The organism is Sphingomonas degradans, from assembly GCF_053502645.1.
In genome coordinates this window covers 4,015,001-4,028,472 of sequence record NZ_CP177172.1, presented here as the reverse complement: position 1 = coordinate 4,028,472, position 13,472 = coordinate 4,015,001, and the positions used below count along the sequence as shown (strand labels likewise).

At 67.7% G+C, this 13,472-nt stretch carries 14 protein-coding genes and 1 pseudogene (1 of these 15 cut by a window edge); 3 read left to right on the top strand and 12 right to left on the bottom strand.

Annotated features, from left to right (window positions below):
- Window positions 1–2: 2 nt before the first annotated feature.
- Complete coding sequence (locus ACG3SL_RS18560) at window positions 3–530, top strand: toxin-activating lysine-acyltransferase (RefSeq protein WP_448662639.1); 528 nt, start codon at window positions 3–5, stop codon at window positions 528–530.
- 643 nt (window positions 531–1,173) lie between these two features.
- On the opposite strand, the gene ACG3SL_RS18555 is transcribed toward ACG3SL_RS18560, so the two are convergent.
- Window positions 1,174–2,137, bottom strand: a protein-coding gene (locus ACG3SL_RS18555; RefSeq protein WP_448662638.1) for an IS630 family transposase whose coding sequence is annotated in 2 segments (ribosomal slippage) — window positions 1,174–1,785 and window positions 1,787–2,137 — 963 coding nt in all. Because the reading frame shifts where the segments join, the coding sequence is not laid out codon by codon here.
- Window positions 2,138–2,395: 258 nt separating this feature from the next.
- Between ACG3SL_RS18555 and ACG3SL_RS18550 the strand changes: the two are divergent.
- Window positions 2,396–2,605 (top strand): annotated as a pseudogene (locus ACG3SL_RS18550) (ArdC-like ssDNA-binding domain-containing protein); the annotation flags it as partial.
- Window positions 2,606–2,652: 47 nt separating this feature from the next.
- On the opposite strand, the gene ACG3SL_RS18545 reads toward ACG3SL_RS18550, so the two are convergent.
- The 10 genes from ACG3SL_RS18545 to ACG3SL_RS18500 form a co-directional block, all read right to left on the bottom strand.
- The gene (locus tag ACG3SL_RS18545; protein ID WP_448662637.1) at window positions 2,653–3,690 is read right to left on the bottom strand and encodes a TonB-dependent receptor plug domain-containing protein; all 1,038 of its coding nucleotides are present in this window, start codon (window positions 3,688–3,690) and stop codon (window positions 2,653–2,655) included.
- 108 nt (window positions 3,691–3,798) lie between these two features.
- Window positions 3,799–5,937, bottom strand: a complete 2,139-nt coding sequence (locus ACG3SL_RS18540; RefSeq protein ID WP_448662636.1) for a TonB-dependent receptor — start codon at window positions 5,935–5,937, stop codon at window positions 3,799–3,801.
- On the bottom strand, window positions 5,934–7,076 hold the full coding sequence (locus ACG3SL_RS18535; RefSeq protein WP_448662635.1) for a PepSY-associated TM helix domain-containing protein: 1,143 nt from the start codon (window positions 7,074–7,076) through the stop codon (window positions 5,934–5,936). The genes ACG3SL_RS18540 and ACG3SL_RS18535 overlap by 4 nt, the downstream gene beginning before the upstream one ends.
- Window positions 7,073–7,600: a DUF2244 domain-containing protein gene (locus tag ACG3SL_RS18530; protein ID WP_448662634.1), complete on the bottom strand. Its 528-nt coding sequence runs from the start codon at window positions 7,598–7,600 to the stop codon at window positions 7,073–7,075. The genes ACG3SL_RS18535 and ACG3SL_RS18530 overlap by 4 nt, the downstream gene beginning before the upstream one ends.
- A complete protein-coding gene (locus ACG3SL_RS18525; protein WP_448662633.1) occupies window positions 7,597–7,770 on the bottom strand; it encodes a hypothetical protein in 174 nt (57 codons plus the stop codon). Before ACG3SL_RS18525 ends, ACG3SL_RS18530 begins: the two co-directional genes overlap by 4 nt.
- 99 nt (window positions 7,771–7,869) lie before the next feature.
- The gene (locus ACG3SL_RS18520) at window positions 7,870–8,271 is read right to left on the bottom strand and encodes a hypothetical protein (RefSeq protein WP_448662632.1); all 402 of its coding nucleotides are present in this window, start codon (window positions 8,269–8,271) and stop codon (window positions 7,870–7,872) included.
- Window positions 8,272–8,316: 45 nt separating this feature from the next.
- The gene (locus tag ACG3SL_RS18515) at window positions 8,317–10,398 is read right to left on the bottom strand and encodes a TonB-dependent siderophore receptor (RefSeq protein WP_448662631.1); all 2,082 of its coding nucleotides are present in this window, start codon (window positions 10,396–10,398) and stop codon (window positions 8,317–8,319) included.
- Between the two features lie 103 nt (window positions 10,399–10,501).
- Entirely contained in the window at window positions 10,502–10,858 is a 357-nt protein-coding gene (locus tag ACG3SL_RS18510) for a hypothetical protein (protein WP_448662630.1), read from the bottom strand.
- A 58-nt stretch (window positions 10,859–10,916) separates the two neighbouring features.
- A complete protein-coding gene (locus tag ACG3SL_RS18505) occupies window positions 10,917–11,237 on the bottom strand; it encodes an asparagine synthase-related protein (RefSeq protein WP_448662629.1) in 321 nt (106 codons plus the stop codon).
- A 164-nt stretch (window positions 11,238–11,401) separates the two neighbouring features.
- Window positions 11,402–12,463, bottom strand: coding sequence for an SDR family oxidoreductase (locus ACG3SL_RS18500; RefSeq protein WP_448662628.1), 1,062 nt, complete (start codon window positions 12,461–12,463; stop codon window positions 11,402–11,404).
- A gap of 98 nt (window positions 12,464–12,561) precedes the next feature.
- Here ACG3SL_RS18500 and ACG3SL_RS18495 point away from each other — a divergent pair, with 98 nt between their 5' ends.
- Window positions 12,562–12,951 (top strand): winged helix-turn-helix transcriptional regulator, encoded by a 390-nt coding sequence (locus ACG3SL_RS18495; protein WP_448662627.1) that lies wholly within the window; start codon window positions 12,562–12,564, stop codon window positions 12,949–12,951.
- 43 nt (window positions 12,952–12,994) lie between these two features.
- Here the strand turns inward: ACG3SL_RS18495 and ACG3SL_RS18490 are convergent, their stop codons facing one another.
- Window positions 12,995–13,472, bottom strand: the 3' end of a protein-coding gene (locus tag ACG3SL_RS18490; protein WP_448662626.1) for an NADH:flavin oxidoreductase. The gene runs 641 nt beyond the window's last position; the window shows 478 of its 1,119 coding nt (coding positions 642–1,119); its start codon lies beyond the right edge, outside the window — the gene reads right to left on this strand; the stop codon is at window positions 12,995–12,997.

Here is a 13,472-nt window from a genome sequence, read left to right as displayed (position 1 = left end):
TAATGACCAACAATAAACACGGCAACGGCGCAGCCCCTTTGCAAGCGCCCACCGTCAGCCACCTTCTGGGCGAGATGGCCTGGCTGCTAACGCAATCGCCGCTGCACCGCGCACTGGCGATCGGCGACCTGGAATGGCTGGTAATGCCGGCGCTGATTCATCAGCAATTCTACATGTTTCGTGATGGCGAGCGGCCCGTCGGCCTGGCACTCTGGGCAAAATGCTCGCCCGAAGCTGCCAAAAAGCTGGATGCTGGCATGATCGAACCTGAGAACCGATTGACGCTGGAGGAGTGGAATGGCGGCGATCAGATTTGGCTCGTCGATCTGATCGCTCCCTTCGCGAATGCGGAAAATCGCCATCGCGAACTGATGATTGCGGACCTCGTCTCCAAGCCGCTGGCGGGCAAGGAATTCCGGTTCCACCAGACCGATCCCTCCACGGGGAAGCGTACGGTACAGGTCGTCAGCGCAGACGCAGGGGAGAAACTGAAACACGCACTGGTCGCTGCGTCCAGTCAACTCCCCTGAACTATGTCGAGGGCCTCGCATATTTGAGATCCTCGCGCTTGAACGCACTGACGTGGTGCTGGATTTTCGGACAAGAGGCCCAGCTATCCCGAGCGTCACGGATGGATGGCGATGGAGATGACGCGAAAGCGCTATGCGGTTGATTTTCAAGACGAAGTTTGCGTGGGAGGTTATCCGAGGGACCTGACGCTTGCGGAACTGGCTGCGATGGACGGGTCGTACCCGACGGAATAGACGGCGGCAGCGCGCTGGCCGCCTGCCGTCGAGCCTGCGAACAGCCAGCTCTTGCGGTCGATCGCGATCAAGCAGGTCAGTGTCCGCTGACCTGATGGAGCGGCGCTGAGGACCCACACTGCCGACGCAGGCTTTCGGCAGGGTGCGGCGCCTGATGGCGGCCCCGCGGGCACTCCGGCCTCTCGGTCGGGCGGTGCGCCCGGTTTCGCGAGGCCGGCGACACATGCCGCCCTGGCCTTGCGAAGCCCGACCCTGCACCGCTGATCCGCCCGCGCCGGCCGGGGTGCCATCCCTTTGCTGGCGGCGGCTTCGCCGCCGGGAAGTTCTACGGTCGCCGCTCGCGCGGCGGTGCTGTTGGTGGCCTCTCCCGGTGGCGCGGGAGTGGACGGCGCTCCCTGCTAGAGCAATTTCACATTGACCGTTGATATCCAGCGGCCTGGAAGAAGTTGGCACATTCGCAGGGCGGGAAGCGATCAAGGAGTTCGCCGATGCGCTCGACAAGAGCATCGACGGTTCGGGCTGGCTGCTGGCGCAGGAGTGCCTTGAGCTTGGCGAAGGCCATCTCGATCGGGTTCATGTCGGGGCTGTAGGGAGGCAGGTAGAAGAGCTGGGCGCGCCGGGCGGTGATCGCCTCGCGGATGCCGGCCACCTTGTGGGCGGGCAGATTGTCGAGCACCACGACATCGCCGCGCCGGAGCGTGGGGGCCAGGACGTCGCGGACATAGACCCGGAAGGCATCGCCATCCATCGGCCCATCGAGCACCCAGGGCGCGGTCATGCCGGTCAGGCGCAGGCCGGCGATGAACGTCATCGTCTTCCAGTGTCCGAACGGCACGCGATCGCGGCAGCGCTCGCCGACCGGCGCCCAGCCATAGAGCCGCGCCATCTTGGTGTTCACCCCTGTCTCGTCGAGGAAGACGAGGCTTTCAGGGTCGATGAACGGCTGGGCTGCCCGCCACAGCGTGCGCCGCGCCGCCACGTCCGGCCGCTCCTGCTCGGCTGCGTGCAGGGCTTTTTTTAAACGACAGGCCGAGCCGCCGCACCCCATTCCACATCGCGCCGGTGCTGAGCCCGATTCCGTGTTCGGCCAACAGCCAGGCTTGTGCCTGCGGCAGCGTGATCCCTGGTTGCGAGCGGATGTGCGCCGCCAGCGCCAGTTCCTGCGCCGGGGAGAGCTTGCGCGGCGGGCGGCCGCGGTTCGGGTTGATCCCGGCATCGCCGGTCAGCCGCCGCCGGATCCGAGCCTTGTAGATATAGGCCACGCTGACCTTGAAGAGCACTGCTGCCTCGCGGACCGGCATCCCGCCGTCCACCGCCGCCAGCACCCGATCGCGCAAATCCTGCGAGTAACTCTGCCCAGATCGCCAACCCATCGCCGCCTCCTTCGTGACGGCTGCCTATGAATCACACGATCAGCGAAAAGGGAATCCCCCGTGATTCCACCCGTCGTGAACCCGCTCTAGGCCCGCTCGCGTCCCCGGCAAGCCGGGCTGCGCCCGGCTCCTTCACCTTCGTTGCGGCCCTTCGGGTGCCGGAGCCGCTTGGCGCGGGCCTTTCCGGTCGCATCTTGCCGCCCACCCCCGCTTCCGGGGGAGGCTATGGTGGTTTTGGGGCGGTGCAGGAGGTGAACGATGCCTGTCTCCCCGAACGTCCGCGCGCGCGGCAAGGGCCGGAAACCCAAAGCGTCCAGCGCGGGAACCCCAAACCCGGCCAACGCGCGAACGGAACCCCACAACACCCGCGCCAGCCTCTACGACGAGGTGACGGGGCGGATCATCGCCGAACTGGAGGCGGGCCGCTTTCCGTGGGTGCAGCCTTGGGGGGGGCCCGAAGCTGGCGGCGGCACGGCTGGCGCTGGCCTGCCGCGCAATGCGCTCACCGCACGCCCTTACGCGTCGATACCGGCAGTGAGCGTGTTCGCGATCCCGCCGACATCGAAGCGCAGCGTCGACTGGAGCGCGCCGCCGGTGGTGCGCGTCAGGCCGTTGCTGCCCGTCAGCGCCGGCGTGGTATCCGGGTTGTCATAGGTGATGACGCGAAGCGCGGTGCGATACAGGGTGGCCTTCAGGCTCCATTTGCCCGCGGCTTCGCCGCCGGTCAGGTTGACCACGCTTTCGTCCTGGGTCGAACGATGGGCCTGCATATACGGGAAGGCGGCGTTGGCCTGCGGGTTGTTCGGTCCGAAATCGTCGAGCGCGAAGTAGTGCTGCGATCCCTGGAGCCGGAAGCCGCCGCCGAGATCGACCCCGACCTTGGCGAGCCAGGTCTTGCTGTTGCTGTCTTCGGGGCGCAGTTCGACGCCGCCGCCCTGGCGGATCGGGCCGCTGTCACGCGAGGCGACGGCAAACAGCGCATCGATCGCGCCGGCACGGCCATAGACCTGCCCCGCATAGCGCTGGGCACCGGCGCCGCTGGCATATTCGGCGAGCGCGCGTGCGCCGACCGTCTGCCCCGCCGTCAACTGGCTCTCTGCCGAGATCGTCTCCAGCGCGAGCACTCCGCCCAGGCCGCCGGCACCATGCACCGCCGAACTCGCGCCGCGCAGCGTTTCGATCTGGCGAACGAAGCTGGGGTCGATGAACAGCGGCGTGCGCAGGGTCTCTGTCGTGTTGCGGCGCGCGCCATCGACCGTGATGATGATCTGCCGACCGGTGAAGCCGCGGATCGAGGGCGTCTCGCCCTGCTGGCGCGGACCGCCGCCGACGTTGAGTCCCGGCTGAAGCCGAAGGGCGTCGAACACGCTCAGCGCCTGCCGGTCCTCGAGCTGTTCCGCCGCTACCACCGAGACCGGTGCTGCGGTATCCGCCAGCTTTTCCGGCACGCGCGTCGCGACGACGACGATGTCATCCGGTGCAGGCGTCGTTTGCGCCAGCGCCGATGTCGAGGCCAACAGGGCCGCGACGGGCAGCAAGGTTGTCTTTAACAAGCTGAAATTCCCCTATTTGATTGAATGGCTATCGGTAGGAGGCTCAAGGTCGCGCGGCGGCGAAGAGCGAGGGGATGGCATACATGCGTTCGTCTCCTGGAAAGCGCGTCAGAATTTGCGGGTGAACGACAGCTCGACGCTGCGCGGCGCGCCGATGAAGACGAGGCCGGAGGCGTAGCCGGACCAGTCCGCATAGAATTTGTCGGTGAGGTTGCGTCCGCGCAGCGTCAGCGTGCCGAAGGATGCGTTCCACGACACCGCAGCGTCGAACGTCGTGAAGGCGTTGACCTTGGTGACGTTCGCCGTCTCGGTGTAGAAATCGCCATTGTGGCGCATGCTGCCGACCAGCGTGATCGGGAGCGCCTTGGGCGACCAGGTGACGACGAGATCGGCCAGCTGCTCGGGGACATTCTGCGGCCGGTTGCCCGCGCGGTTGACGCCGCCCGCCTCGATCAGTTCCAGATATTCGGCATCAAGCAGCGTCCCGCTTGCGGTCACGTTCAGCTCCGGCGTGACCGGCAGGTTGAGCGAGATTTCCGCCCCGCGCGAGCGCTGCGCACCGCCCTGGAACACTACCGCCGGGTTGGTCGGATCGCGCGTGAGGATGTCGTCCTGCCGGATATAGAAGGCCGACGCGGTCAGTTCGACTCCGGTTCCGCTGAGCGAGGTCTTGATGCCCCCTTCATAGGAATAGCCGGTGGTCAGCTCGAACTTCGCGTTCGCGGCGCTGAGGAACAGCAGGCCGCTGACCGGGGTGACCGCGCGGGTATATTGCGCGAACAACTGGGTGCGAGGCGTGACGCTGTAGACCGTGCCCGCGCGCCACGAGATCGGATGATAGGTCTGGCCATAGGTCTGGACCGCGCCGCTGGTGGCGTTGCGCACGCTGCGGTCGAGCTTCACATCGTCATAGCGGATGCCGCCGACGACCAGCCACTGGTCGGTCAGATTGAGCGCATCCTCGGCGAAGATCGCAAGCGCATCGACCTTTGCGGTGACGTCCTGGCGCGTCGAGAAATTGGCGGGGGTGTCGGCCGGGAAGGTGCCCCGCACCGGATTGAACGGATCGACGGACGAGGCGCCGAAGCGCCGCACCGTGAAGAAATCGGTATGGCCGAATTCGGCGCCGATCGTGAAGCGATTGCGCAAGCCGGCGATCCGGCCGTCAAAGGCGAGGTGCAGGCGCTGGTTCCAATATTGGTGATCGTGGCTGATATAGGTGGCGCCGCGATCGATCCGCCCGGTCGTGGCGTTGAAGCTATATTCGTCGGCGTCCTTATAGTCGCGGAAGCTGTCATAATAGCTGGTGTCGCTGACGATCGTCAGCGTGTCGCTCAGCGCATAGTCGGCGCGGGCGCGCAGCCAGGTCGTGTTCGATCCGTCGTTGCCGTCGGTATAGTCGAAGTTGGTCCGGCGCATCGCCTTGTCGAGCACCAGCCCGGAACTGCCCGACACCGCCGATGACGGGTCGCGCGCCACCGACCGCGCGACGACGGGTGTGCCGTAATAGGCGGTCTCGAACCGATCCTCGAAATGGTCGACCGAGACGACCAGCGAGAAGCGGTCGCTGGGCTTGAGCAGGAGCGAGCCGGTAGCCGCGAAGGTCCGGCTGTCGGCATCGTCGATCCAGCCGGACGAGCGCGAGAAGGACACGTCGCCGCGCACCGCCACTGTCTTGCCCAGCGGCAGGTTCACATCGGCGGCGAGGCGCGCGGTATCGAAGCTGCCATAGCTCGCCAGCATCTCGCCGCTCGCCCCGTCAAGAGTGGGGCGGCGCGGCACGAAGTTGATCGCGCCGGCAAGCGCGCCTTCCCCTGACGTGACCGAGGCCGGTCCCTTGATGACTTCGATCCGCTCGAACGACCAGGCATCCCAGTTGCGCACGCCGACGTCCGAATTGGCCATGCGCACGCCGTCATAGAGATAGTTCACCGCCCCCTTGAAACCGCGCATCGACACCGATCCGATCGATCCCGGCAGGTTGCCGGAGGCGACGCCGGGCGCGGCGTTCATCGCCTCGATCGCGTTGCGAACGCCCTGGAGCTGGAAATCCTGCTGCGTGACGATGTCGACCACCGCCGGCGTCTCGCGGATGGAGAGGCCGAGACGGCCGGACACCTCGGTTCGCCGCTCGAGTTGCTGGCCGGTGACGAGGATCGCGTCGCGGTCGGCGGACTCGTCCGCGACCTGGGCCAGCGCCGGAGACGCGACGAGGCACGCCGCGATGGCGAGGAACGATGATTTCACGAGAAACTCCCTGTTGCATGTGCGTGGGCGCGGGCCGCGAGGCGGCGGCGCCAGTGAAGGAACCCGGTCACGAACAGACCGAGCGGAACGAGGCCGAGGATCACGGCGAGGATGCGGGTCGACAGGCCCACGATCGATCCGTCGTGCAGGACGCGGATCCATTTGATGGTGGTTGTCGCGGTGTTGCCGCGCCGCACGTCATGGACGGCGAGCACGGCGCCGGAATATTGGTCGATAAAGACGAAGCTGCCGGGGAAGCGCCGGTGCGGATCGCCGGGCATCTGCACCCGGATGCGAAACGGCGTCGGTCCCGTGCCCGGCACGTCGATAAAGGCGAGCCGGGCCGCCGGAACAGCGCGATGCGCTGCGGCGAGCGCCCGTGCGATCGGGATCTGCCGTCCGATAGACGCGCTCGATTGCGGATCGGGTATCGCATCGGGCGCAGCGATCGTCGCGGTCAGCAACTGCGCCTTGACCGTGGGCAGCGCCAGCAACGCGCCGGTGCCGACCAGGATGAAGAGCAGGCCCATGCTCCACACGCCCGCCAGCTTGTGGAGGTCGCGCAGCCGCCGGATCGGCACGGCGTGGCGCTTGAACGCGAGCGCCTTGCGCCACGACCCGCGCGGCCACCAGACCACGATGCCGCTGACCAGCAGCACCAGCATCGCGAAGCCCGACCAGCCGACGATCTGACTGCCGATCTCGCCGGCCAGCAGGTGCATGTGCAGTTCGTAGAGCCAGCTCATCAGATAGCCGCCCCACGGCTCGGCGCGCAGCACCCGGCTGCCATCGGGCGAGAACCACACCATCTCGCGCGGCGCGTGGTGGCCATGCTCTTCCGATGGGTAGTAGCGCGCGGGGATGGCACCAGGCTCGCCGGTCGCCTCGAAAGACCAGTTGCCGTGGGGATCGGGCCAGTGCGTCCGGGCGGTCGCCAGTGCGCGGTCCCAGGTCGGCGAGGCCCAGTCCAGCGCCGGTGCGGACACCGTCGGTTGGATCGTCGGATGCAGTGCCTGGTCGATCTGGATATAGAAGACCAGCGCCGAGCCGGTCGCGCCGAGCAGCGCGAACAGCCCGCCGAGCCCGAGGCCGAGCCAGAGATGGAGCTGGCGCAGAAGGATACGGGTGCGTGCGGTCACGCGGCGCCCCGCGCGTTTTGCAGCAGCGCCCGGATTCGCGGCTCGAGCGCGCGCCGCTCGGCGGCCGACACGCATTGGCCGATCGGGTATCGCTCGCGGCGGAAGACGAGCCACAGCGCATGGTCGAGTTCGGTACGGCCGCTTGCCTCGATCCGCGTCCAATAGGCCGGCAGGGCGATCCGCGACCGCCGCCCGCGCCCGTCGAGGCGGACGAGTTCGATAACCCCGTCGACGACGCGGAGCCGTTCCTCGGGGACCGGCCCCTTGTTGAACAGGTGCAGTGCGACCGCGAGGCCGCCGATGTCGAGCACCGAGAAGAGCAGCACCGGCCAGGCGCCGATCAGCACGAAGCGCAGCGACACCAGCGCGGCGGCAACGCCGGCGGCCCAGAGCAGATACTTCCCCTGAACCGGCAGCGCCGACCGCGGCGCGATCATGCGGATTTCGTTCTCGGTGGCGCGTGCCGCCTGCCACGGACCGATCGCGTCCGGGGGCGTGCGCCCGGAAAGGGCCTCGGCGCTCATTGGGCCATTGCCGCCATGGCGGGCGTGCCCGCATCGGCGGCGGGGCTCTCGCCAACGACCGCATCACCGACGCGAAAAACCAGGCACAGGCCGATCAACAGCCAGGCCGAGCGGCGCGTCCGGCGCAGCCAGGCGATGAACGGCGTGGGTGCCGTTGCAATATTCGACATTTTGGGACCTCATCAGCTCTTCCAGCCCCCTGGAGGGGCCTGCGCATGGGCCAGCCATGCGCCGTCAGCGGCGACCGAGATCGATGCGCCGCGCCTGCCTCAGCCGCGCGAGGGAGGCCCCTGGGCGGGCGGCGGCGGCGCCGCGAGGCTGTGGACGGTCATATCCGCCATGGTGCGCGGGCGCGGCGGATCGAAGCTTTGCGGCACCGTGACGCGCAATGCCGAGTCTATCGGGTCGAGCAACGGGCCGCCTAGCCCGGCGGCAAAGGCGCAGGGCGCCGCCGGGCCATGAGGGTCATGGCCGTCCTCGTGCTGCGGAATCGGCAGGAACGCCTTCACCGCGCCCTGGCCCGTGCAGACGGAGATCGTGATGCCGTGCGCGCCGGCGACCGGCATGAACCCGGTTGGGACCGCGATCCGGATCGCCAGCACGCACAACAGCAGCAGCGCGAAAACGCGCCGTGCGTGCGTGGCGTGGCGGATCCGGGTGGTCAGCGGCATCGGCTTAGCCCTGCCGCCTTGGGGTCAGCGCGCCGAACAGCGCCATCAGAACCCTCCCTTGAGCGTGAGGAAGGCCGAGCGCGGCTGGGTGGGGATTACATAGGGGCCGCCGAAATACTGGTACGGCTCCAGCCCGTCATTGCCGAGCAGGTTGGTCACCGACAGGCTGAGCGAGACAGGACCGAGATCGTAGGAGGCCTGCGCGTCCACCAGCGCTATTCCCTTGACCGACACCGTGTTGGGGAAGGTAAGCTCGCGCCGCGATACGGCGGTGACGCCGCTTCCCAGCGAAAAGCCCCGCAACACGCCGTCGCGGAACCGGTAGCGCGCCGCCAGCCGCCCGCTATGCGCCGGCACCGCGCGCAGCCGGTCGCCGACCGGCAGGCTGTTGTCCTTGGTGACCTTGGCGTCGGTATAGGCATAGTTGAACAGCAGCGACACCGAGGGGACCGGCTCATAAATCAGGTCGAGTTCGGCGCCGCGCGCGCGCTGCTCGCCGGTCTGGATGTTCGCGAACGGCACCACCGGATCGGCGGTCACCACATTCTGGCGGGTGATCTGGTAGAGCGAGGCGGTGCCGGTCAGCCCCTTGATCGGCGCTGCGAACTTGATTCCGCCTTCCCAGGCCTGCGACGTCTCGGGCTTGGGGGTGATGGTATAGAAGCCGCCGCCGACCACGCCCTGGAACCCCTCGGCATAGCCGCCGAACAGCGAGATGCCGTCGACGATGCGGAAGGTCGCGCCGATCCGCGGCGTGACCTTCTCCGCGGTATCCTCGGTCGCCACGCCCACATTGCTGGTGACCTTGATATGCGTCCAGCGCAGGCCGAGCGTCACGTCCAGCCGGTCGCCAATGCCAATCTGGTCCTGCGCGAAGAGGGCGAAGCTCTCCATCCGGTCGTGCTGGTCGAAATAGAAGGGCGGGTCGCCGCCAAAGTTCGGCGCCGGCAGCGGACGGGCATAATCGATCGCCGCCCAGGCCGGATTGAAATACATCGCCCCGAAATAGCGGGTATGGTCATAATCGGCGCCGATCAGGATCGTCTGGCGCAGGCCACCATCCCCGAATCGGGCGGTAACCGTGCCGGTCGCATAGGTCTTCTTGCTATCGGACGGCAGAAAGGCGGTGCCGAAATTATAGACCGTCCCGCTGATCTGGCCGTAGGGGAAGCTACCCCGTTCCTCGAAGCTGGTGATGGTGCGCGCGACGGTCAGATTCGCCTCCACCCGGTCCGAGAAGCGGTGGGTGAGCGATCCGGTCAGTCCCTTGTTGGCGATCCAGGTGCGCGGCATGTCGCGCGATCCCGAATAGGTGGCGCGGTCGATCACTGCGACGGGGGCGAGCAGCGACACCGGCAGCCCGGCATATTCGGTCTGCTCGATCCTGCTGTAGCGCCCGCGCACCACGAGGCTGGTATCGGTGCCGAGGCCGATCGCCAGCGTCGGGAAGATCGCGCGGCGATCGCGGCTGACGAAGTCGATATAGCTGTCGGCGCTGTCGATCATGCCGGTCACGCGCAGGGCGACGCCGGCCATCAGCGGCAGATTGACGTCGCCTTCCGCCCCAACCGTGCCGAACGAGCCCGCCCGCGCGGTGATCGTCATGCCCAGCCGGTCATAGGGATCGCGCGAGACGAGGTTGATGACTCCCGACAGCGGCGCGCCGGTGCCCCCGCCATAGAGCGTGGCGGTCGGCCCCTTGGCGACGTCGATGCGCTCGACATTGACCAGCGTGCCGGGATCGCCGACGCCAGCCGGGAGCTGATAGGTCGGCACGCCGTCGATGTAATAATTGACTGCGAAGCCGCGGACGAGCGTCGGCTGGAGCACGGTCTGCTCGATGCTGGTGGGCACCACGCCCGAGACGTTGACCAGCGCGTCGGGCAGTGTCTGGAGATCCTGCTCCTCGATCAGCACGCGGGTGATCGTCTGGATCGACTGGGGGGTTTTCTCGACCGGGGTGGCGGTGCGCGTCGCGGTGGTGGTCTGCGGCGTGGCATAGGTTTCGCGCTGACCGGTCACGACGATGGTGTCTGCGGTCCAGCCCTGGGTGGGCTTGTCCTGCGCATGGGCGGCAACGGGCGCTACGGTGCAGGCGAGCGTCGCCAGCATTCGGGTCTTGAGCATGGAATTCTCCGGCAGGGCTGGGAATGCGCGACAGGCGCGCAGCACACCGGAGAACAGGGAAACAAGCCGCGCGGCGCGCGACGGGATCAATCCACTCCGGCGCTTAAGCGCGCGCGGGCGGCCCTCGAAGCGGCGGGGTCAGGAAATCGGCGTCGGCGAGGCGAAAGTCCGAGGGCGGCGGCAACGCGAATTCGCCCAGCACCATCGCCGGCAACGCCATGGCGAGCGCAGGATCGGCGCCGAGTACAGGTGCCGAGAGCCCCGCAAACGCGCACGGCGCGGTCGGCTTGTCCTGCTCGGGGTGGTGCTCGCCCGGGTCCGGGACCCCGATGTCGAGGACCATCGTCGTGCCGCTGGCCATGCCGCCGCACATCCGCACGACGATGCCGTGCGCCGTCTGGGCGGGCATGAAGCCGGTGGGGATGGCAATTCGCAGCAACAGGGCGAACGCAAAGAACACAGCTACAAGGCTGCGCGCGCTCTTCCTGCTCCGAATTGCCCCCAACATAGGAAAAGCCTTACCGACGCCGTGTCATCTTGTCATCTGAAACGGTCGGCTGCCGCCTCAAGTCGGCGCCAACGGAAAATACTGCCCGAGGCGCCGCAGATGCGGTCGCTACCTCCAGGGCCGAACAATGGCGATAGGACAGTTTGTCACATGCTTCTTCGATGGGAGCGTCGGTCCCGCCAAGGGCGTAGAGCCGGAATCGATGGTCGAAAAGCCCGATCTTGTGCCGGGCAAGCCACACCCGCTCCGGAAGAATCCCGCGCATCGCCCGGCGAAAGGGTTGCCGGGCCTGGCCATCGGCCAGGAACAGATGGGGTGGCAGCGACAGCATGAAATCGACGACGCGCCGGTCGAGCAGCGGGAAGGTGGCCGCCAGCAGCGGCGCGGCGAGATAGTGATAGGCGGTGCGGGGGAACGACGCGCCGAATAGGCCAGCGCGATCCTGCGGCGATCCATGCCCGTCTTGGGCGCGGCCGTCCGCGATGCGCGGGTTCGTCAGGGGATGAGCGAAGCCGCGCGCAGGCTTTCGAACAGCGCGAAGAAGGCGTCATCGGTCGGCTGATAGGCTGTGAACCCCATCCGCCGGCTTTTCGACATGTCGGTGACAACCTCGATCGGGCGGCCGAGATCGGCGTCGGTGTGCCAGGGCGAGGCGAGCCGCGTGAGATCGGGCTCGGCAAGCCCCTGGCGTTCGGCCAGCGCGCGCCAGACCGGGGCGTCTTGTGCCATCTGCACTTCCAGCGGCAGAACCGCGCCGTCGAACGGCGCCGCTTCCAGCCCGAACCAGGCGGCGATCCGCGCCCACATCCAGCGCCAGCGAAACACGTCGCCATTCACGACATTGAACGCTTCATTGGCAGCCGCCGGCGTGGTCGCGGCCCACAGGAGGTGCCGGGCCAGCAGCCCCGCATCGGTCATGTCTGTGAGCCCGCTCCACTGCGCCGACGAGCCGGGAAAGCGGAACGGTCGCCCGGTTTCGCGGCACAGCGTCGCATATACGGCAAGCGTGGTGCCCATGTTCATGGCGTTGCCCACCGCCTTGCCGATCACGGTGTGCGGGCGGTGCACGCTCCACGAAAACCCGTCGCGCGCGGCCGCGGCGAATACCGCATCCTCCTGCGCATAATAGAAATTCTCGACGTCGAGCCGCCCCTGTTCCTCGCGGAACGGCGTCTGTGGCAGCACGCCCCGGCCATAGGCCTCGAAGGGCCCGAGATAATGTTTGAGCCCGGTCACCAGCGCGACGTGGCGCGGCGCTTCGGCGGCGGGGAGGGCGTCTAGGAGGTTGCGGACCATCGCTGCGTTGACGCGGATATTCTCCGCTTCGCTGTCCTGCCGCGCCCAGGTGGTGAGGAACACCGCATCGGGGCGGATATCGCGGAGCGCGGCGGCGGTGGTGGCCGCGTCGTGCAGATCTGCTGCCAGTGGCGCAACGCCGGGTTGCGCGGTCGGGCTGCGTGCCAGCCCGTGGACCGTCCATCCCTCTTGCGCCAGCAACGCGGCGGTCGCGCTGCCCACGATGCCGCTCGCGCCGACGACCAGTGCGGTTTTGCCCATGTCGTACTCCTTCTCTCGTTCCTGATGGAGCTAGGCGCGGCGTGCCACCCGTTCTAGACGGCACCGTTTGGGGACATAGGCACCCGGAGGTACCCAGCATGAAGCCCGGCAGCGACGACAGCGAATGGCGCGAGGACTGCGCCCCCCGGCGGGTGCTGGAACTGTTCGCCACCAAATGGACCAGCATGATCCTCCACACGCTGCACGCGCGCCATGCAGGCGCGGTGCGCACGGGGGTGCTGCTGCGCAGCCTGCCGGGGATATCCAAGAAGATGCTGACCCAGACGCTGCGCGACATGGAAGCCAGCGGGCTGGTCACGCGTCACGTCCAGGGCACGGTGCCGCCGGCGGTGGAGTATCGGCTTACGCCGCTCGGCGCGCGCTTCGTCGCGCCGGTCGAGCTGTTGTACCAATGGGGCCGCGACAACGCCGATGCGCTCGATGCACTGAAGCCCCGCGCAACCTCGCGCAGGAGTGGGGCCGACTGATCGATGCGGGCGGCGCGCGGGATACGCACGCCGCCCGGCACGGTTATACCAGCGTCGCGAGCGCCGAGGCGTCGAAGCCCTTGAGGCCCGCGGCATCCCCCGCGCGCACCTTGGCGGCCCAGTTCGGATCGCTGATAAGCGCCCGCCCGACTGCGATCATGTCGAATTCGTCGCGCTCCATCCGCTCGACCAGCTGGTCGATGCCGACGCTGGTCGAGGCCTCCCCGCCGAACGCCGCGATGAATTCGCCCGACAGCCCGACCGACCCGACGCTGATCGTCGTCGCCCCGGTGAGCTTCTTGGCCCAGCCGGCGAAGTTCAGGCCCTGTTCGCCATCGACTTCGGGGAATTCGGGTTCCCAGAACCGACGCTGCGAACAATGCAGCACATTGGCGCCGGCATCGACGAGCGGCTGGAGCCAGTCGGCCATCGCATCGGGCGTGGTCGCAAGCCGTGCGGCGAAGTCCTGCTGCTTCCACTGGCTGACGCGCAGGATCACCGGATAGTCGGGGCCCACCGCC